19 protein-coding genes are annotated in these 19,157 nt (G+C 31.6%); 11 read left to right on the forward strand and 8 right to left on the reverse strand.

Annotated features, from left to right (window positions below; all coding sequences use genetic code 11):
* Positions 1 to 9 precede the first annotated feature (9 nt).
* From ACKGJY_RS07300 to ACKGJY_RS07315, 4 genes are read right to left on the reverse strand one after another with little or no spacing between them, the layout of a single operon-like run.
* Entirely contained in the window at positions 10 to 1,086 is a 1,077-nt protein-coding gene (locus tag ACKGJY_RS07300) for an AAA family ATPase (RefSeq protein WP_413973215.1), read from the reverse strand.
* A 2-nt stretch (positions 1,087 to 1,088) separates the two neighbouring features.
* A complete protein-coding gene (locus ACKGJY_RS07305) occupies positions 1,089 to 2,294 on the reverse strand; it encodes a DUF4350 domain-containing protein (protein ID WP_413973216.1) in 1,206 nt (401 codons plus the stop codon).
* Positions 2,294 to 3,019, reverse strand: a complete 726-nt coding sequence (locus tag ACKGJY_RS07310) for a hypothetical protein (protein WP_413973217.1) — start codon at positions 3,017 to 3,019, stop codon at positions 2,294 to 2,296. Before ACKGJY_RS07310 ends, ACKGJY_RS07305 begins: the two co-directional genes overlap by 1 nt.
* Entirely contained in the window at positions 3,019 to 4,002 is a 984-nt protein-coding gene (locus tag ACKGJY_RS07315; RefSeq protein ID WP_413973218.1) for a stage II sporulation protein M, read from the reverse strand. The genes ACKGJY_RS07310 and ACKGJY_RS07315 overlap by 1 nt, the downstream gene beginning before the upstream one ends.
* 24 nt (positions 4,003 to 4,026) lie before the next feature.
* Between ACKGJY_RS07315 and ACKGJY_RS07320 the strand changes: the two genes are divergently transcribed.
* On the forward strand, positions 4,027 to 4,746 hold the full coding sequence (locus ACKGJY_RS07320; RefSeq protein ID WP_413973219.1) for an RDD family protein: 720 nt from the start codon (positions 4,027 to 4,029) through the stop codon (positions 4,744 to 4,746).
* Positions 4,747 to 5,231: 485 nt separating this feature from the next.
* On the opposite strand, the gene ACKGJY_RS07325 is transcribed toward ACKGJY_RS07320, so the two are convergent.
* Positions 5,232 to 5,942, reverse strand: coding sequence for a peptidylprolyl isomerase (locus ACKGJY_RS07325; protein WP_413973220.1), 711 nt, complete (start codon positions 5,940 to 5,942; stop codon positions 5,232 to 5,234).
* Between the two features lie 3 nt (positions 5,943 to 5,945).
* On the opposite strand from ACKGJY_RS07325, the gene ACKGJY_RS07330 reads away from it, so the two are divergent.
* The 6 genes from ACKGJY_RS07330 (at position 5,946) to ACKGJY_RS07355 (ending at position 12,034) form a co-directional block, all read left to right on the forward strand.
* Positions 5,946 to 6,587: an NUDIX hydrolase gene (locus tag ACKGJY_RS07330; protein ID WP_413973221.1), complete on the forward strand. Its 642-nt coding sequence runs from the start codon at positions 5,946 to 5,948 to the stop codon at positions 6,585 to 6,587.
* Positions 6,588 to 6,638: 51 nt separating this feature from the next.
* On the forward strand, positions 6,639 to 7,436 hold the full coding sequence (locus tag ACKGJY_RS07335) for a lysophospholipid acyltransferase family protein (protein ID WP_413973222.1): 798 nt from the start codon (positions 6,639 to 6,641) through the stop codon (positions 7,434 to 7,436).
* A 127-nt stretch (positions 7,437 to 7,563) separates the two neighbouring features.
* A complete protein-coding gene (locus ACKGJY_RS07340; protein WP_413973223.1) occupies positions 7,564 to 9,855 on the forward strand; it encodes a DNA topoisomerase 3 in 2,292 nt (763 codons plus the stop codon).
* Positions 9,856 to 9,924: 69 nt separating this feature from the next.
* Positions 9,925 to 10,800 carry a 3-keto-5-aminohexanoate cleavage protein gene (locus tag ACKGJY_RS07345; RefSeq protein WP_413973224.1) on the forward strand — a complete coding sequence of 292 codons (876 nt, stop codon included), beginning with the start codon at positions 9,925 to 9,927 and terminating at the stop codon, positions 10,798 to 10,800.
* A 2-nt stretch (positions 10,801 to 10,802) separates the two neighbouring features.
* A complete protein-coding gene (locus tag ACKGJY_RS07350) occupies positions 10,803 to 11,447 on the forward strand; it encodes a GNAT family N-acetyltransferase (protein WP_413973225.1) in 645 nt (214 codons plus the stop codon).
* 17 nt (positions 11,448 to 11,464) lie between these two features.
* Positions 11,465 to 12,034 carry a pseudouridine synthase gene (locus ACKGJY_RS07355; protein ID WP_413973226.1) on the forward strand — a complete coding sequence of 190 codons (570 nt, stop codon included), beginning with the start codon at positions 11,465 to 11,467 and terminating at the stop codon, positions 12,032 to 12,034.
* A gap of 161 nt (positions 12,035 to 12,195) precedes the next feature.
* On the opposite strand, the gene ACKGJY_RS07360 is transcribed toward ACKGJY_RS07355, so the two are convergent.
* Positions 12,196 to 12,810: a hypothetical protein gene (locus tag ACKGJY_RS07360; protein ID WP_413973227.1), complete on the reverse strand. Its 615-nt coding sequence runs from the start codon at positions 12,808 to 12,810 to the stop codon at positions 12,196 to 12,198.
* 3 nt (positions 12,811 to 12,813) lie between these two features.
* Positions 12,814 to 13,308 carry an RNA polymerase sigma factor gene (locus ACKGJY_RS07365; protein ID WP_413973228.1) on the reverse strand — a complete coding sequence of 165 codons (495 nt, stop codon included), beginning with the start codon at positions 13,306 to 13,308 and terminating at the stop codon, positions 12,814 to 12,816.
* Positions 13,309 to 13,893: 585 nt separating this feature from the next.
* On the opposite strand from ACKGJY_RS07365, the gene ACKGJY_RS07370 reads away from it, so the two are divergent.
* Positions 13,894 to 16,047 (forward strand): TonB-dependent receptor, encoded by a 2,154-nt coding sequence (locus ACKGJY_RS07370; protein WP_413973229.1) that lies wholly within the window; start codon positions 13,894 to 13,896, stop codon positions 16,045 to 16,047.
* A gap of 45 nt (positions 16,048 to 16,092) precedes the next feature.
* On the opposite strand, the gene ACKGJY_RS07375 is transcribed toward ACKGJY_RS07370, so the two are convergent.
* Positions 16,093 to 16,866 (reverse strand): NYN domain-containing protein, encoded by a 774-nt coding sequence (locus ACKGJY_RS07375; protein WP_413973230.1) that lies wholly within the window; start codon positions 16,864 to 16,866, stop codon positions 16,093 to 16,095.
* Positions 16,867 to 17,140: 274 nt separating this feature from the next.
* Between ACKGJY_RS07375 and ACKGJY_RS07380 the strand changes: the two genes are divergently transcribed.
* The 3 genes from ACKGJY_RS07380 (at position 17,141) to ACKGJY_RS07390 (ending at position 19,145) form a co-directional block, all read left to right on the forward strand.
* A complete protein-coding gene (locus ACKGJY_RS07380; RefSeq protein WP_413973231.1) occupies positions 17,141 to 17,869 on the forward strand; it encodes an energy transducer TonB in 729 nt (242 codons plus the stop codon).
* 216 nt (positions 17,870 to 18,085) lie between these two features.
* On the forward strand, positions 18,086 to 18,511 hold the full coding sequence (locus ACKGJY_RS07385) for a DUF2141 domain-containing protein (RefSeq protein ID WP_413973232.1): 426 nt from the start codon (positions 18,086 to 18,088) through the stop codon (positions 18,509 to 18,511).
* 10 nt (positions 18,512 to 18,521) lie between these two features.
* Positions 18,522 to 19,145 carry a hypothetical protein gene (locus ACKGJY_RS07390; protein ID WP_413973233.1) on the forward strand — a complete coding sequence of 208 codons (624 nt, stop codon included), beginning with the start codon at positions 18,522 to 18,524 and terminating at the stop codon, positions 19,143 to 19,145.
* Positions 19,146 to 19,157 lie beyond the last annotated feature (12 nt).

Genomic DNA, 19,157 nt, shown 5'->3' on the forward strand with positions numbered 1-19,157 from the left:
GCAAACTTTTTATCTAGGTATTTCTACAGTTTCAATAATTTGATTAATAATTTGTTTACTTGTTACACCTTCCATTTCGCGTTCTGGCGTTACAATAACTCTGTGGTGTAATACAGGTATTACGGCACGTTTTATATCTTCTGGGGTTACAAAATCGCGTCCGTTCATGGCTGCAAATGCTTTACTTGCTTTTAGTACAGATATTGAGGCTCTAGGTGATGCACCCAAATATAAAAAGCGGTTGCTTCTGGTGGCAACAATTAATTCTGCTATGTATTTTAATAAGTGTTTTTCAACAATTACTTGGTTTACTAAGTTTTGATAATTAGCAATTTGTGTTGCCGTTAAAAACGATGTTATTTTTTCAGTTTTCGTGCCTTCTTTTAAGTCATGTTCTCTAGATAAAATTTCAATTTCCTCTTCTAAATTAGGATAATCCACATCAATTTTAAATAAAAACCTATCCAATTGAGCTTCGGGTAAGCGGTATGTGCCTTCTTGCTCTACAGGATTTTGGGTTGCTAATACCATAAATGGTGTGTCTAATATATATTTATGGCCATCTATAGTAATTTGCTGTTCTTCCATAACCTCAAACAAAGCAGCTTGGGTTTTTGCAGGCGCACGATTAATCTCATCAATAAGTATCATATTGGAGAAAATAGGCCCTTTTTTAAACTCAAATTCTGAATCTTTAAGGTTGAATACTGAGGTGCCTAAAATATCACTTGGCATCAAATCTGGTGTGAATTGAATTCTACTAAAACCAACACTTAACGATTTGGCTAATAGTTTAGCAGTTACCGTTTTTGCAACACCAGGCACACCCTCAATTAGCGAATGCCCTTTAGCCAAAAGTGATGCAATTAGCATATCTACCATATCTTTTTGGCCAACAATAACTTTACCTACTTCGGCTCTTATTTTAGAAACACTATGTTGAAGCTCTGATAAATCTAATCTGTTTTTAAATTCTAAGTCTTTAGTATCATCATTTAAAGCACTATCATCTATAGATGACACTGTATTGGGCTCTGATTTTGGTAAAAACTCTTGGTTGTTGTTATCTTCTTTATTTTCGTCCATAATTATTGTGAATAAAATGCTTCTATAAATTTATTTAATTTGATGAGGCTTTGCTCTGTAAGTTCATCTTTACTTTGTAACCATTTTATATAGTTAATTAACTGCGCTACATCGTCTTTTTTTCTACCTGATTTACTTGCTAGTTTTTTTATAAAATCATCATCTAGTATTGCGGTGTCAATATTAAAGTCGGTTCTAATTTTTTCTAAAAAATAGGTTATTTTTTTGTGAGTTAGGTTTTTATAATCTTGGGTTTCAATGTATAAATTGGATATTGTTTTTATAAAAGCTAAAGATGTGTTTTGTACTGGTTTTATAATTTTTATAACACGTTGCCTACGTTTAGCGTTAAAAATCATAAATAGTAATAAGAATATTAAGGCAGTATACCACGCCCACCTAAATGATAATTGTTCCATAAACCATCTTAAGTTAGATTCTTGTTCTGCATCTCCATAAGGTGTTTGTCGTTTTGTGTAAGAATCAAAATACACATCGTCGTCTGGTAAATAAGATAATACGTGCTCTATATAACGATATCTATCGTTTTTTAAAATATGATAATTGGTAAAAGCTTTTGGTTCAGTATGCAGCAATATGCTTCCGTTTCCAAAAGGGATTTTTATAAAGTTTACACGTTTTTTATCTGTTTTGGCGTATCCTAAAACTGTGTAGTTAATACTATCAAAACTAGAAAAATAATAATCGCCTTCAGTTTTGTCTATTTTGGTTGCGTTTAAATTTTTATTTTGAAACGATAATTCCGAAATGCTATCTTTTTTAGGGTTGTATTCAAAATCAACATCAATATTCAATGTGTCATGTATTTTTTGGGGATAGTAATAATCTGATATAAATAAGGTATTACCTTTATCTACAAAATCTAAGAGTTTGTTTACTGAATAATTAGAGAGATAGTCTGATTTTCCAATAATTATATAATTGCCCTTAGCGTCATGGTCGCCTTCACCATATTCAGAATTTGCATAAAGATAGCTTGATGGTTGATGGTATACCGTTCTTAACTTATAGCTTTCAAATAGATTAGGGAGTTCTGTGTAAAGTACACTTAAACCATAAGGTTTGTTACTTCTTTCGTTAAAAGATTCTTCCCAGTCTATAGTTTTTGTGCGTTTTATACCAAAAGTTAAGGCGGCTACAACTATTAGCGTGATGATTATTAATATAATAGGTAAAATCTTCTTCATTATTTTACCTGATTTAAAAGTGTAGTAAAGTTAGCTTTGGCTTTAGCATATTGAGAGGCCTCTAAATTGAATTTCCCGTACCATATATAATTGTATAAATAAGAGGTATATGAAAATCCTTGGCTAAAGGGTGTGTCGCTAATTTCGTTTAAGTATTCAGTATTTGTTTTATCATCTTCAAATTTTATATAATTTTTTAAACTCAATGTCTTTAAAACTAATAGATAATAATACCGAATAGCAAGCCTGAAATCTTTATCATTTTCAGCTTGTTGTATTAAAGCGTGTATATCTGCATTTTCAATATTTTCAGATGTAATATCGTCATAGCGCGTAATATGTTTGTTTTTGCTTTTAGCAAATATGCCTGTGCCGCCATCATTGAGTAAAGCGTATGCTAAATATAACACTGCCACTATTAGAAAAAGGTAAAACAACCAACTAAGTGGACCAAGATTAATTAGAATTTCGTCATTATCATTTTGTTCTTTAGTTTTAATTTTTTCATCACTATAGTCCTTATAATCTCCAGAACCCATTCTAGATGTTTTTACAACTTTTTTGCCTTCATAATTATAAGTGTCGCTACTGTAGCGGTCTTTAAAATTAGCATCAAAAACACGATTTACTTCTGGTTGTTGGGTTGGTGCTACTGCAAAACACCATTGCTGCATTGAAAGTAAAAGCAAGAACACTAAAAGTATATGTGGTTGTTTTTTTATCATTAAGCAATAATAGGGGCAGAGGTTTGGGTGATTTGTTTTTGAATTTTATAGGGGTAAATTAAATAGTAATAACTTATAATGCTTAAAGTAATTAATATGATACCTACAGATAGCCAATTAGGCATACTATTAGAATATCTGGTAATAAATCCTTCTAAAAATCCAGCAGAAAACGTAAAAGGAAAGGTGCTTATTAATAGTTTAATGCCTGTTTTAGCGCCTAGTTTAAAAGAGGTGTATCTAGAATGTGTAGCAGGAAATAAAATACTAGCGCCTAATATTAAACCTGCTGCACACTCGATAACTATGGCAAAAATTTCCATGGCACCATGAATCCAAATACCGCGAACGCTTTCCCAAAACACCTCTTTTTCGTAAAAGAAATATTGAAAAGAGCCCAACATAATACAATTTTTAAACATGATGTAAAGCGTGCCAATACCCAAAAAAACACCTAGAACAAATGCTATGATACCAACACGTAAGTTATTTACAGTGATACCTATAAAGCTACCCCAATTACTACCACTTTTATATATAGCTACAGGATCTCCAGCTTCAATATTCTCAAGAGTTTGATCTACATAACTGTTACCAACAACAGAACGTAAAAACTCTGCATTATTTGCTGCAGATACAACGCCAATTGCAGTAAAGGTGAAAAACACAATAAATGCCACATAAATAAATTTGCGATATTGGTAGCAAATTAGTGGTATTTCGGTTTTCCAGAAACTAATAATTCTATTAGTGTCTTGACGCTTGGTTTTATAAATTTTTTGAAATGCCTTTGTTGCAAGCTGATTTAAATAGGTAATCACCTTACTTTTAGGGTAGTACGTTTGCGCATATGCCAAATCGTTTACTAGCTTAATGTAATTTGAAGCAAGTTCGTCTGGATCGTTTAAATTATTATTAAGAATAGCTGTCTCAAAACTCAACCATTTTTCTTTATTTTGCTTTATAAATGCAACTTCTCTCATATTTGAGATAAATTAAAATATAAATTGTCAGAGTTACAAATTAACACGACGCAAAATGTAAAAATAAATTTCACTGCCGCAGGTGTAGGAGAACGATTGGTTGCATTTATTATAGATACTGCTATAAAAATTGGATATTTATTACTATTGAATAAAATTTTTGGAGTGTTTGAAGGTATGGATGAATGGTCTCAAATTGGGATAAACACTATTTTGAGTTTTCCTGTAATGTTGTATTCCTTGGTTTTAGAAACGTTTTTGGACGGACAAACTCTTGGTAAAAAGGCATTAAAAATTAGAGTGGTTAAAATTGATGGATTTCAGACTACGTTTTCTGATTATGTAGTGCGCTGGTTTTTTAGAATTGTAGATGTTTGGATATTTGGTATTGGTTTCTTTGTGATTATTTTTAGTAAAAAGTTGCAACGTTTAGGCGATATGGCTGCTGGTACAGGAGTAATAAGTTTAAGAGATAAAGTAAATATAAACCATACGATACTAGAGAAACTTAAAACCGATTATAAACCTACGTATCCTAATGTGATAAAGTTATCGGATAATGATGCACGCATTATAAAGGATACTTTTACAAGAGCTAGAGCTGCTAAGGATTATGCTACATTAATAAAGCTAAGAAATAAGTTAATTGACGTTGTTGGTATTAAAGACGTAAAACAAGCTAGCGATATAGAGTTTATTGATATTATTTTAAAAGATTATAATTTTTATACCCAAGATATGTAAGCAGAGAACCACTTTTTCTTTTTAGAAAAAGTGAGTGAATCGCTTATGCTGAGCGGAGACGAAGTATCTCAGAGAACCACTTTTTCTTTTTTAGAAAAAGTGAGTGAATCGCTTATGCTGAGCGGAGACGAAGTATCTCAGAGAACCACTTTTTCTTTTTAGAAAAAGTGAGTGAATCGCTTATGCTGAGCGGAGACGAAGTATCTCAGAGAACCACTTTTTCTTTTTCAGAAAAAGTGAGTGAATCGCTTATGCTGAGCGGAGACGAAGTATCTCAGAGAACCACTTTTTCTTTTTAGAAAAAGTGAGTGAATCGCTTATGCTGAGTAAAAACGAAGTGTCTCAAGGCACCTTTTTCTTTTTAGAAGAAGAGAGTGAATCTTTTACACCGACATTAACTAGATAATTCTGAATTAATTTTAGTAGAGATTAAAATTATCCAAATTTTCTATTTAACATATATCTTAAGTTTAAATGAACGTTAATCAATCAATAATATCAACACTCCTAATATATATATTTTTAAGTGGCCAGTCGGCCTCATCGGTATCAACAGCTGCAATTTTATCCACAACATCCATACCTTTTATAACCTTACCAAACACTGTAAAATCGCCATCTAAGAAGTGAGCGCCACCACGTTGTTGTACAATAAAAAATTCGTACGGAGATGCTAGTTTATGGGGGTTGTCTATATCGCTACTTGGCATAGAAATGGTGCCTCTATCGTGTTTAAAGCCTCTATCTGCATCTACAGGTAATAAATAGCGACCTATGTTTTTGCGTTTTTTTCCTGTTTTTCTATCGTCGCTACTACCGCCTTGTATAATAAAGTTATCTATTACGCGGTAAAACTGCGTGTCTTGGTAGTATTTGCGTTTGGTTAAATAAATAAAATTTGCTCGATGGAATTTAGTTTCTTCAAACAATAGAATATCAAAACTACCATAGTCGGTTGTTAATCTTACAGTGTTTTCTTTATTTTCTTTGTCATATTGTAAAAAGAATTCCATGGCATTTTTAGTATCTAAAACAGGGTGTTTAAGTGTGTCTTTAGCTATGGCATCTTTTTGTGTTTCATCTTGTTTTACAGTAGTTGTAGAGTCTTTAGTTTTAGATGAATTCTTTTTTTTAGTTTGTTTATCTTCACAATTCAGAAATAATAAAAATAAACTTAAAACCAATATAATACGCATAAGATGAATTTTGATGAGTTCGAAAACTTAGTGTCAAAAATAAAAAATATCGAGTTACCTGCCGAATCATCTCATTTTAAAATGGTGCCGCCATCTCGAAAATCTTTTGAGCAATATTCTGATAAGCAATTACAACAAGCCAAAAAAGCAGGGGTTTTAGCATTATTTTATCCAAATGCAGATAAGCAAATGCAAGTGGTGTTTATTTTAAGAAAATCATACAAGGGCGTTCACTCTGCACAAGTATCTTTCCCAGGCGGAAAAGTAGAACCCAAGGACAAAAACCTTAAAGACACTGCCGTTAGAGAAACTTTTGAGGAAGTAGGTGTGCCTATAGAGGATATTACTGTGATTAAAAAATTATCGCAAGTATACATACCACCAAGTAATTTTTGTGTGCAGCCATACATTGGAGTTGTAGCGCAACAGCCAATTTTTAAAAAACAAGAGAGAGAGGTTGAGCAAATAATTGAGGTAAAGTTATTAGATATAATTAATGATGATAATATTATTTTAAAAAACATAAAAACATCATATAGTGTTGATATAGAGGTGCCTGCATTTAAATTAAATGACTTTACCATTTGGGGAGCAACCGCTATGATACTTAGTGAAATTAAAGATATAGTAAAGCAATTGGTGTAGATGGTAGATTTATTACCTTTGTTGCCCAACCTAAAAACTAATTATTAATTTATGGGATTGTTTAAAACAAATCCTTTCGGACATATACTCTTTGTAAAAAAGTGGCTCATTCGCATTTTAGGTGCTATGACGCACAGGCGTTTTCGTGGGTTTAACGAATTACAAATAGAAGGGTCTGAATTAATTAAAAATTTACCAGATACCAACGTACTTTTTATATCTAATCACCAAACTTATTTTGCTGACGTAGTAGCTATGTTTCATGTGTTTAATGCCAGTTTAAGCGGGCGAACAGACTCTATAAAAAACGTAGGTTATATTTGGAATCCGAAGTTAAATATGTATTATGTAGCGGCTAAAGAAACCATGAAAGCAGGTTTGTTACCAAAAATTTTCGCTTATGTTGGTTCTGTAAGTATAGAGCGTACATGGCGTTCTGAGGGTAAAGATGTAAAACGCCAAGTGAAAATGAGTGATATTTCAAACATAGGTAAAGCGCTGGATGATGGTTGGGTAATTACATTTCCACAAGGGACTACAACCCCTTTTAAACCTATAAGAAAAGGTACTGCTCACATTATAAAACGCTACAAGCCTGTTGTGGTACCTATAGTAATAGATGGTTTTAGACGCTCTTTTGATAAAAAAGGATTGCGCGTTAAGAAGAAAAATATTTTACAATCCATGGAAATTAAAGCGCCATTAGATATTGATTACGATAACGAATCTACAGATGATATTGTAAAAAAAATAGAGTTTGCCATAGAGCAACATCCATCTTTTCTAAAAGTAATTCCAGAAAAAGAATTAAAGGCTCAGTTAGAGCTAGATAAGTTAAGAGAATGGTAAAATTAAATATTGTTTTTGAATTTTGAAGATTTAGAATTCGTTAATAACTCTTAATAACTCCCTTAAAAATAACTTCTTTAAATTTCTATTTTGCACTATTAATTTTAGTCATTAATAGAAACACATCTTGAAAGTTTGTATCGCCGAAAAACCAAGTGTTGCCCGAGAAATTGCTGCTGTTTTAGGAGCAAACACAAAGCATGATGGGTATTTTGAAGGTAATGGATATGTGGTAACTTTTACATTTGGTCACTTATGTACACTTAAAGAGCCAGCAGATTATAAGCCATATTGGAAAAGCTGGGATCTAAATAATTTACCTATGCTTCCTGAAAAGTTTGAAACCAAAGTATCTGATAATTCAGGAATTCAAAAACAATTCAATATAGTAAAGCGTTTATTTGAAAGGGCAGATGTTATTATAAACTGTGGTGATGCAGGGCAAGAGGGTGAACTCATTCAGCGTTGGGTGATGAATCAAGCTAATTATAAAGGTGAAGTAAAACGCCTGTGGATTTCATCATTAACTACCGAGGCTATTAAAGAAGGTTTTGAGCATTTAAAACCAGCGACAGATTATGATAATTTGTATTATGCGGGGTTTTCTAGAGCTATTGGCGATTGGTTGTTAGGTATCAATGCAACGCGATTATTTACTGTAAAACATGGTGGTTACAAACAAGTTCTATCCGTAGGGCGTGTGCAAACACCTACTTTAGCTATGGTTGTTAATAGGTTTAAAGATATTGAAAACTTTAAACCAAAGCCATATTGGGAACTACAAACCTTGTACCGTTATACTTTATTTAGCTATGAAGAAGGTCGATTTGTAAAGAAAGAAGATGGAGAGGCATTGGCAAATAAAGTAAAAGAAAGTGATTTTGAAATTAAATCCGTCACAAAAAAGAAAGGTAAAGAATATGCACCTAAACTTTTTGATTTAACAGGTTTACAGGTGTACTGTAATACTAAATTTGGATTTTCAGCAGATGAAACACTTAAAATAGTGCAAGCCTTATACGAAAGAAAAGTGGTTACTTACCCAAGAGTAGATACAACATTTTTACCAACAGATATTTATCCAAAAGTTCCTGGTATACTTAAAAAACTAGTTGATTATTCACAACTTACACAACCACTTTTAGCGCAAAAAATAAAGAAATCTACTAAGGTTTTTAATGATAAAAAGGTAACAGATCACCACGCAATTATTCCAACAGGAATGCAAACCAATTTGCAATATAATCAACAGCAGGTGTATGATATTATTACCAAACGATTTATTGCAGTATTTTACAAAGATTGTATTGTGTCAAATACCACTGTATTAGGCGCTGCAGCCGAAGTAGTATTTAAAACTACTGGAAAAGAAATTTTAGATAAAGGCTGGCGTATTGTATTTGAAAGTCCGAATCAAAAAGTAAAAGAATCAGGCGTGTTGCCAACTTTTGAAAAAGGCGAAAAAGGGCCACACGAACCTTCGTTTTTAGAAAAAGAAACCAAACCACCCAATCAGTTTACCGAAGCGTCTTTATTAAGAGCAATGGAAACCGCCGGAAAACAAGTAGATGATGATGAGCTAAGAGATTTAATGAAAGAAAATGGTATTGGCAGACCATCAACACGTGCAAATATTATTGAAACGCTTTTCAAAAGAAAATATATTAAGCGAAACAAGAAACAAGTACTGCCAACCGAAACAGGTATTCAGTTGATTGATACCATACAGAATGACTTATTAAAATCTGCTGAACTTACTGGTAAGTGGGAAAAACAACTAAAAGACATAGAGAAAGGTAACTATAGTGCAGGTGCGTTTATAAAAAACATGAAACGTATGGTAGATGCTTTAGTATATGAAGTGCGAAGCGAAACAAAACGGGCTAATATTTCGCATACTAAAACGGTTCAAAAAAATAGAACAAAAGTTAAGTCTAAGGCAACTGCCGGAATTACTTCAGAAAAATGTCCTAAATGTAAAAACGGATACCTAGTAAAAGGTAAATCTGCTTATGGTTGTAGTGCTTATAAATCGGGATGTGATTTTATTTTGCCATTTAAATTTAGTGGAAAAAAGATTTCAGAAAAACAATTTGTACGACTGCTTCAAAAAGGATCTACGGTTAATTTGAAGGGGTTTAAGGAAGACTCCAGAACTGTTGATGGTTTATTGCGTTTTGATGATAACTTTGGTCTTAAATTAGAGCCTAAGCAACCAATAGAAAGCCAAAATCAGGATGTGCTTTCTTGTCCAAAATGTAAAAATGGAACTGTGCTGAAAGGGAAAACCGCTTATGGCTGTTCTAATTATAAATCTGGATGTGATTTTAAAGTTACTTTTGATGAGGTAAGGCGTAAAATGAGTGGTTTAAAACCTACAAAAGCACTAGTTTATAATATTTTAGTTAAAAATGCCTAGTATTCGTACTGATATTTTATAAATTACGCTTGCTATTTAAATATCTTACAATCTACTAATTTCTCTCAAATGAAAGATACTTTCATACTAAATTTCACACCTACAGGTATGATTCCTACTAAGGAAATGACGTCTCATGTACCTATAAGTGTATCAGAAATTGTTGAAGATGTACATAAAGCTTCTGAGATAGGTATTACCATGGTGCATTTACATGCACGTGATGAAACAACTGGCATACCAACCTATAAAAAAGAAATTTATGCAAAAATTGTTGAGGGGATAAGAACTTATGCGCCAGAGCTAGTAATATGTTTGTCTTTAAGTGGCAGAAACTTTAATGAACTTGAAAAGCGTAGCGCGCCTTTAATGCTTGAGGGCAATTTAAAACCCGATATGGGAAGTTTAACATTAAGCTCCTTAAATTTTAATAAAACGGCAAGTGTTAATGATCCTGAAATGATTAAAAGTTTGGCAAAAATTATGAAAGAAAGAGACATAGTTCCAGAACTTGAGGTTTTTGATATTGGTATGATTAACTATGCTAAATATTTAAACAAGAAAAATTTAATAGAACCTCCATATTATTTCAATCTTTTATTTGGTAATATAGCTTGTTCACAGGCTAATTTATTACATACAGGAGTAATGATTAATGATTTGCCAGAAGCAGCTTTATATAGTTTGGCAGGTATTGGTAAAGATCAATTACAAATGAATTCACTTTCTATTGCTATTGGGGGCGGTGTTCGAGTTGGATTAGAAGATAATATTTGGTTTGATGCAGCAAGGAATAAATTAGCTACCAATTCTGAATTATTACAACGCATTCATGTAATAGCTAATGCTAATAATAGAGAGGTAATGACGCCTCTTGAGTTTAGAAAATTAATGAAAATGGAGTTAGGAAATGGAAGTTACGGACGTAGTTTTAATAGTTTTTAATTATGGAGGTAACTGGTAATAAACGGTTTTATAAATGGTATTGGTTTTGGAATATTATAAAACATGGCATGCTTATACAAGGTATAAGAAATCAAATGGCGAAATTGGGAGTAGATGTTATGCCTTATTTTTGGACCTTAGAGGGTGCTGAAATTATAAAACCTCCTGAGGTAAATGGAGAAACTTCTAGTTTTGTTATATCTCGTTTTTCTGTTGATGATGTAGATGAAGCACAAAATTTAATTGCAGGGAGATATTATAAAAAATTAAGAGCCTATATTGAAGAAGGTCAAATTTGTGTAGGTATAAAAGATAATAGTGATATTGTGGCTTTTATGTTTATAAAACGAGACGCATTTCTATTTAGAGGTAAAACGTTTTTATTTAATAAGCATGAAGCTTATTTACATAGCATGTATACCTTTGAAAACTACCGCGGCAGACGTATCGCACCTTATTTGCGCTACCATTGTTATGGTATTTGTAAAGAATTAGGTTTTACAAAAGTGTATAGTGTGAGCGAATATTTTAATAAATCTAGTAAAAGATTTAAGAGAAAATTGAAAGCAAAACAAACGGCTTTTTATTTGAGTATTATACTTTTTAAAAGGTATAAGAAAACTTATTTATTAAAGCGATACAGCTAATACAGGTTAAAAAGTGTATGGTTAACTACATTATTTACAAACCCTACGGGTATTTAAGTCAGTTTACGAGCAATGATTCCAAACAGCAATCTAAACGATTTTTGGGAGAGCTTCACGATTTTCCAGAAGGGGTAATGTCCGTAGGGCGCTTAGATGAAACATCAGAGGGTTTATTGTTACTAACTACTGATGGAAAAACGAGTGCATATATTAATAGTAAAAAAGTAGATAAAGAATATTATGCTTTGGTTGATGGAAACATTACAAAAGATGCTATTAATAGATTAAAAACTGGCGTAGAGATAGGTTTTGATGGAAAAAAGTATACAACAAAACCCTGTAATGCTTTTAAGCTAGTACATACGCCTAATTTACCAGCACGTTCTAAAAAGATAAGAGATGCGCGCCATGGTCCTGTATCTTGGGTGTCTATAACTTTAAACGAAGGTAAATTTCGGCAAGTGCGTAAAATGACTTCTGCTGTTGGTTTTCCTACGCTGCGATTGGTAAGGGTTAGGGTAGGCGTAATACATTTAAATGAAATGCAAGTTGGTGAAGTTGTTCCTGTTGATGATTTTAATATTTAAGTTTAGATTTTAGAATAAAACTACTAAACCCATTTGGTGTTTAAACATCATATATTAAATCCATAACTCAGAAGATAAATTCAACAGAGAAAAGCTAAAATTTATAATTTCTGTAATTTGAAATAAAGTAACTATCTTTTTGGAATAACTCCCAAATATATTTATTCTTCTATACTTTTTAGTTCAGAGTAATTTTGCTTTAGGCGTTTTAAAAGTAATCCATAAAGTAAATAATATATACCATAAATAATTCCTAAAAACAGTACTGTTATTAGTAAAATAACAATAATAACTACAGTGTATTTGGCTAAGCTTGTTGCATCGTTAAAGGCTGTTATTCCTCCTTCTAATTGAGTGTAAGCGATAAAACTGGCAACAGAGAAAAAAATACCTCCAAATAATAAATTGAATAAAATATAGTAACGTACCGTTCTTCTAGTTTTTAAGATATTTTGCATCAATACTTTAGCATTATCTGTTGCATTGATTTTTTTATAATTCCTGTAGAAAAGATAAATGAAATAAAATATAATTGGAAACATTATATACGAGAAAATATCTAGCCATTGCGGGTATTCAACTTCATTTTCAAAAGTTGGATTTATAATAGCTAATATAAGTCCTAGGCTTAATTCGAATAAGCTAATGTAAAATATCCATTTTACAATAGAAGATGATTTTTTTAGAATCATCTTATAAATTTCGTGGTAGGAGAGTTTTGGGTATTTACTTTCGTTGTTCTCCCAGTCTTTTTTTAATAAATCTAATCCATCCATAGGTTAAGGATTTAATATGTTTCTTAGTTTAGTTTTTGTTCTGTTCATCTTCACTCTCGCATTTACTTCACTAATACCAAGTGTTTTACTTATTTCTCTATAATCTTTGTCTTCTAAGTATAAAAACACAAGGGCTTTTTCAATGTCGTTTAGTTGGTGTATGGCTTTGTATAATGATTTTAATTGCTCCTCTTCAGTATCATCATAATCTTCTGCTTTTATTTTAAAAGATACACCTTCAAAATCTTGAGTTTTTACGCGACGTTTAGATTTTCTGTAAAGCGTAATTGCTGTATTTAATCCTACGCGATACATCCAAGTACTAAACTTTGCATCACCACGAAATTTAGGGTATGCCCTCCAAAGTTGAATGGTTATTTCTTGAAATAAATCATTATGTGCATCATAATTATTTGTATACAACCTACATACTTTATGTACAATATTTTGATGCTTTTCTAACAACTCAACAAAGCTATGTTCTTGTTCTGTATTCAAATATTTTGGTGGTTTAGTTATACTGTAAGTAGCTTTTTGTGTTATAATGTTACACTTAAAATGAAATTATTTTAGATTTATTTTAAAAGTGAATTATTGATTTATTTAGAAATTTTCCTTTCAGTTAATCATAATATAGTTTTAAATTAATACTTTACAATGGTTAATTTAAACTAATGGTTACTAATAGTTTGTGTTGTCTGTATAGATAAAACCTATTGATGTTTTTTTGTAATATTTAACAGATTTGTGTAGAAGACCTTATGCTAATATATAAAAAAAATAATTGTTCAAACTTCGATTTATGTTACTACTTAATTGAATATTTTATTGGCTTTTGAATTTATTATAATACTAAGTTTTAATATATATTTAGATTTAAAATATCGAATAATTGTGTGTGTTTTGAATTGATTCTTTCTTGTGTTTTTATGTAATTGTATTAATGGTTTTAGTGTCTCTATTAATAACACTAAATTAAATTACAATTCGTCTCTATAAAATTACAGTTCGGTAAATGTTAGTTTTAAAACGTATCGTTATGTTGCAGTTTTGTACCAATTAAAAACGAACAAATTTTAAATAATGAAACCGCTACTCTCTATTCTAATCACCTGTTTTGTAATCCAAATCCATAGCCAAACTATAATAAGTGGTACTGTTTATAACACGCAAAAAGAACCTATTATTGGAGCTAATGTATATTTAGAAGGCACCTACGATGGCGGTACTACTAACGAAGATGGTGTGTTTTCATTCTCTACTTCTAAAACCGGGTCTCAAACTTTAATAATCTCATTTTTATCATACGAAACATTTACGATGTTAGGTGATATATCTTATATGAAAGATTTAAATATTAAGCTTAAAGATGATGTAAATACATTGGATGCTGTAGTGTTATCTGCTGGTACGTTTTCCGCAGGAGATAATAGTAAAGTTAACGTATTAAAACCTTTAGATGTTGTTACAACTGCTAGTGCTCTTGGTGATTTTGTTGGTGCGTTACAAACCTTACCAGGAACCACTACCGTTGCTGAAGATGGTAGGTTATTTGTGCGTGGTGGTGATGCTAGTGAAACCCAAATTTTTATTGATGGTATTCGTGTATTTACACCTTATACACCAACCACTAATAATGCACCAACTCGTGGCCGATACTCACCATTTCTATTTGATGGTATTACGTTTTCTACAGGAGGGTATTCTGCAGAATATGGGCAAGCACTCTCTAGTGTATTACTATTAAATACTATTGATGAGCCAGACCAAGAAAAAACAGATATTGGTATTATGAGTGTAGGTGCTACATTAGGTAATACACAAAAATGGGAGAAAAGTTCAGTGAGTGTTAACGCATCATACGTTAATTTAGCACCTTACAATGCTATATTTTCAAATAGAAATGATTTTATTAAACCTTTTGAAACAGCCTCTGGAGAAGCTGTTTTCAGAAGAAAAACAAATTCTGGGTTATTTAAATTGTATAGTGCTTTTGATACCAGTAGCTTTGAGCTAATACAAGAAGATATCAATCAACCAGAAGGGCAATTTATTAAATTAAATAACAATAATTTTTATGTTAATGGATCTTATTCAGGCGTGTTAAGTGATACTTGGAGCATGCAAACAGGGTTTAGTTTTACCAATGCTAAAAATAAGGTGAATTTAGGTGAAAGTGCTATCAGAGATACCGAGCAATCTATTCACTCTAAATTAAAATTTAAGAACCGCATTAGTAACCGTTTCAAATTATATTTTGGTGCAGAATATTTTAAAACTGACTTTGAAGAGCAGTTTAATAACGAATTTGTAGATAATGTTAATTACGGTTTTGATAATAATATAGTAGCGGCATTTACCGAAGCTGATATATTTTTATCTAAAAATTTAGCATTTAAAACAGGTTTGCGAGCAGAGTATAGTAATTTATTTGATGATTTTACCCTAGCGCCAAGAGCAACTATGGCTTATAAAATATCAGCTAAAAGTCAGTTGTCTATAGCGTATGGTGATTTTTATCAAAACCCTACTAGTAACGTCCTAAAATTCAATCAAGATTTTGACCCCGCAAATGCTAAACATTATATTTTGAATTATCAATATAATGCAGATAGAAAGATATTTAGAGCAGAGGCTTATTACAAAGACTATAATAGTTTAGCAAAATTTAGTGGAGATTTCCCGAGTTTTGATAGCAGTTTTAACAGTAATGGTTCTGGTTTTGCAAGAGGTATCGATTTTTTCTGGAGAGATAGTAAAAGCATAAAGAATATTGATTACTGGTTGAGTTATTCGCTTTTGGATACCAAACGTAATGATAGAAATTTTCCTGAGCTAGCACAACCAAATTTTGCTAACACGCATAACTTTTCTGCGGTAGCTAAATATTGGATAGACGATTGGAAAAGTCAAGTTGGTTTTAGTTATGCTTATGCATCAGGAAGAACATTTACAGACCCTAATAAACCTGGATTTTTAAACGAAAAAACTAAAGCATTTAACAACTTAAGTGTGAATTGGGCATATTTAATCAGTCCTCAAAAAATACTTTATGCTTCGGTAAACAATGTATTAGGTTTTAAAAATATTAATGGATATCAATATGCTAATACACCAAATATGAATGGTAATTTTAACCGTCGTGCTTTACGTCCAGCTCTAGATCAATTCTTTTTTGTGGGATTCTTTTGGACGATTAGTGAGGATAAAAAGAGTAATCAGTTGGATAATTTATAGAGATAAAACTGCATGTTCATTTTACAATCTGTAATAGCCATATCTTTAATTCTTTCGTTTGCTACCACGTCGTTTCTCAATATATTTAATATAAATATGCTTGTATCTTGTGTTATTAGGAGCGTTACGTTCTTCAACTTCAAACTCACCAATAGACTTTATTAAAGGAGTTAATTTTTGAAATCCATAATTTCTAGAATCAAAATTGGGGCGTTTTTTTTGTATTAAGCTACCAACATCTCCAAGAAATGCCCAACCATCCTCATCTGATAAATCTTCAATAGAGGTTTTAATTAAGTTTATTTCTTTTCTGGTAATACTGTCAACCGAAGCTTTTTTGCTGGTTTTTACATCACCTTCGTCGTCACTATCATTTTTATCGGTATCTCTACTTTTAAGAATTTCTATATAAATAAATTTATCACAAGCTACTATAAACGGATTAGGAGTTTTCTTTTCCCCAATGCCAATTACCTGCATCCTAGCTTCTCTTAGGCGGGTTGCTAATCGAGTAAAATCACTATCGCTAGATACTAAACAAAAGCCTTCTACTTTATTAGAATATAAAATATCCATAGCATCAATAATCATGGCAGAATCTGTAGCATTTTTTCCAACGGTATACCCATATTGTTGTATTGGGGTTATAGCATTTTCAAGTAGTACCTTTTTCCATTTATTTAAGTGGGGTTTTGTCCAATCTCCATAGATACGTTTTATAGTTGGGTTGCCATATTTGGCTATCTCCTCCATCATCTCTTTTACATGTCCTGCAGGAATGTTATCACCATCAATTAAAACAGCTAAGTTTATATTCATAATTAGTGTTTAAAATAAGCATCTAAGTTACTAGATACTTAAGCTAGAACCAAACTTATGTGAATTTTGTTTTTCCGAAAGCAATATGTTATTAGTTATAAAACAATATAATTTATTATATATTCTTATAATTATATCAATATTTTAGGAATATGACAAAAGTCATAAATAATATTTAGTGATCTACATAACTTTATAGTATCAAAAGGAAGACTATTAATAAAATATACACCATTTTATTTTTAGAACATTTCAAATATTAAAACTGTTAATTATGATACCTAAAAAGAACCCTGAAATAGAGGTGGGCCGGAATAGCAGCCTTTATTTCGCTATAGGATTAAATATGATGTTATTACTATCATGGCAAGCTATTGAATATAAAACTTACGAAAAAGAAGAAGTTATAATAGATATGGTTATGGTAGAACGTGAATATGATGAAGAAGTGCCTTTAGTAAGTGTAAATACGCCGCCACCGCCGCCACCGCCAGTAGTAATGCAAGAATCTGTGCAAATTGTAGAAGATACAGAGGATATTGAGGAAACTGTTTTTGAAAGCACTGAAACAAGTCAGGATGATTTAATATCTGATAATGTTATTAGAGTAGAAGATGTTAATGTTGGTGAAATTGAAGAAGATGTAGAAGTACCATTTGCTATTATTGAAGATGTACCATTATTTCCTGGTTGTGAAAAGGTGAAGAAATCTGAAAGACGAAATTGTTTTCAACAAAAAATGAATGCACATGTAGCTAGTAATTTTAAATACCCAGAAGTTGCTTTAGATATGGGGATATCAGGGCGCGTATTTGTAATATTTATTATTGCAAAAGATGGTAGTATTACAAAAATTAGAACAAGAGGGCCAGATAAAATGTTAGAAAAAGAAGCGCAGCGTATCGTAAATTTATTACCAAAAATGATACCAGGAAAACAACGAGGCAAACCAGTTAGTGTACCGTTTAGCTTACCAATTAACTTTAAAATGGCAGAACAATAATAACTACAAAACAAACTTTTTAGGGTTATACCCATTATCATGTTTGGATGGCTAAGACTACTTTTAATTAAGTATTCTTAGCTTTTTTTATTACGATTTAATCGTTTTGTTTAATAAATGACATTTCGGTAACTAATTTTTACAGTTCAGTAAGTTCAATTTTAAAAAATTGCAACTCTGGTTGATATTTGTACTGTAATTAAAACACAAACTATTATGCAACATCTTATTAAAATCATCTGTTTTTTTATTTTAAGTACATCTTTAGCAGTAGCCCAAGATACTAGTAAAAATACGGTAGCAGTCACCGTTTCAAATTTAGAGAGTAACAAAGGAAAGGTTTACATAGCACTTTATGATGCAGAACAACACTTTTTGAAGAAAATATTTAGAGCCAACTTTTCTGAAATAAAAGATAATAGTTGCGCATTAACTTTTAAAAACATACCTAATGGTATTTACGCAGTATCTATATTTCATGATGAAAATGATAATAATAAAATGGATACAGGTGTTTTTGGAATCCCAAAAGAAGATTACGGATGCTCTAATAATGCCACAGGATTTATGGGACCACCAAAATGGGAAGATGCAAAATTCCGAGTAAACAATACATCAGTAACACAACACATAACATTATAAATCTATTATTATGAAACATTTAATAATTATAACAGTACTATTTATTTCTGCTGTAACAACAGCACAAACTAATTACGAAAAAGGCATGCAAAAAGCATTTGAGCTTTGGAGCAATAATAAACCAGTAGAAGCAGCAAATTTATTTGAGCGTATTGCATCAGCTGAAACAGATAATTGGTTACCATGCTATTGGGCAGCACAAATAAATATATTAACCAGTTTTGGAGAGCAAGACAAAGATAAACTTACAGCCAAACTTAAAAAGGGACAAGATTTATTAAACGATGCTACAGCAATTTCTAAAAACAATCCAGAAATTATGGTTATGCAAGCATTATTACATACCGCTTGGATAGCGTTTGACGGGGCAACATATGGTATGATATTATCACCAAAAGTTGTAGAGCTTTATGCGAAAGCGGAAGCTATTGCGCCAGAAAACCCAAGAGTTATAGCATCTAAAGCAGAATGGAATATAGGTAGTGCCAAATATTTTGGACAAGATACAACAGCATTTTGCAAAGATTTAGAACGTGCTTTAGAACTTTTCGCTAAATTTAAACCAGAAAGCGAATTTCATCCCAAATGGGGAAAAGATCGTGTAGAGGAGTTATTAAAATCTTGCAAGAAGTAAATTTTAAGTTTT

It is taken from the genome of Hyunsoonleella sp. 2307UL5-6, from assembly GCF_047345485.1.
Taxonomy (GTDB): domain Bacteria; phylum Bacteroidota; class Bacteroidia; order Flavobacteriales; family Flavobacteriaceae; genus Jejuia.

Excerpts from the sequence above, each read along its gene's own strand:
- ACKGJY_RS07330 (WP_413973221.1), top strand. The coding sequence starts at position 5,946 with ATGAATTTTGATGAGTTCGAAAACTTAGTGTCAAAAATAAAAAATATC.
- ACKGJY_RS07375 (WP_413973230.1), bottom strand. The coding sequence starts at position 16,866 with ATGAATATAAACTTAGCTGTTTTAATTGATGGTGATAACATTCCTGCA.
- ACKGJY_RS07325 (WP_413973220.1), bottom strand. The coding sequence starts at position 5,942 with ATGCGTATTATATTGGTTTTAAGTTTATTTTTATTATTTCTGAATTGT.
- ACKGJY_RS07355 (WP_413973226.1), top strand. The coding sequence starts at position 11,465 with ATGGTTAACTACATTATTTACAAACCCTACGGGTATTTAAGTCAGTTT.
- ACKGJY_RS07380 (WP_413973231.1), top strand. The coding sequence starts at position 17,141 with ATGATACCTAAAAAGAACCCTGAAATAGAGGTGGGCCGGAATAGCAGC.
- ACKGJY_RS07300 (WP_413973215.1), bottom strand. The coding sequence starts at position 1,086 with ATGGACGAAAATAAAGAAGATAACAACAACCAAGAGTTTTTACCAAAA.
- ACKGJY_RS07350 (WP_413973225.1), top strand. The coding sequence starts at position 10,803 with ATGGAGGTAACTGGTAATAAACGGTTTTATAAATGGTATTGGTTTTGG.
- ACKGJY_RS07310 (WP_413973217.1), bottom strand. The coding sequence starts at position 3,019 with ATGATAAAAAAACAACCACATATACTTTTAGTGTTCTTGCTTTTACTT.
- ACKGJY_RS07370 (WP_413973229.1), top strand. The coding sequence starts at position 13,894 with ATGAAACCGCTACTCTCTATTCTAATCACCTGTTTTGTAATCCAAATC.
- ACKGJY_RS07335 (WP_413973222.1), top strand. The coding sequence starts at position 6,639 with ATGGGATTGTTTAAAACAAATCCTTTCGGACATATACTCTTTGTAAAA.
- ACKGJY_RS07305 (WP_413973216.1), bottom strand. The coding sequence starts at position 2,294 with ATGAAGAAGATTTTACCTATTATATTAATAATCATCACGCTAATAGTT.
- ACKGJY_RS07385 (WP_413973232.1), top strand. The coding sequence starts at position 18,086 with ATGCAACATCTTATTAAAATCATCTGTTTTTTTATTTTAAGTACATCT.
- ACKGJY_RS07390 (WP_413973233.1), top strand. The coding sequence starts at position 18,522 with ATGAAACATTTAATAATTATAACAGTACTATTTATTTCTGCTGTAACA.
- ACKGJY_RS07345 (WP_413973224.1), top strand. The coding sequence starts at position 9,925 with ATGAAAGATACTTTCATACTAAATTTCACACCTACAGGTATGATTCCT.
- ACKGJY_RS07315 (WP_413973218.1), bottom strand. The coding sequence starts at position 4,002 with ATGAGAGAAGTTGCATTTATAAAGCAAAATAAAGAAAAATGGTTGAGT.
- ACKGJY_RS07360 (WP_413973227.1), bottom strand. The coding sequence starts at position 12,810 with ATGGATGGATTAGATTTATTAAAAAAAGACTGGGAGAACAACGAAAGT.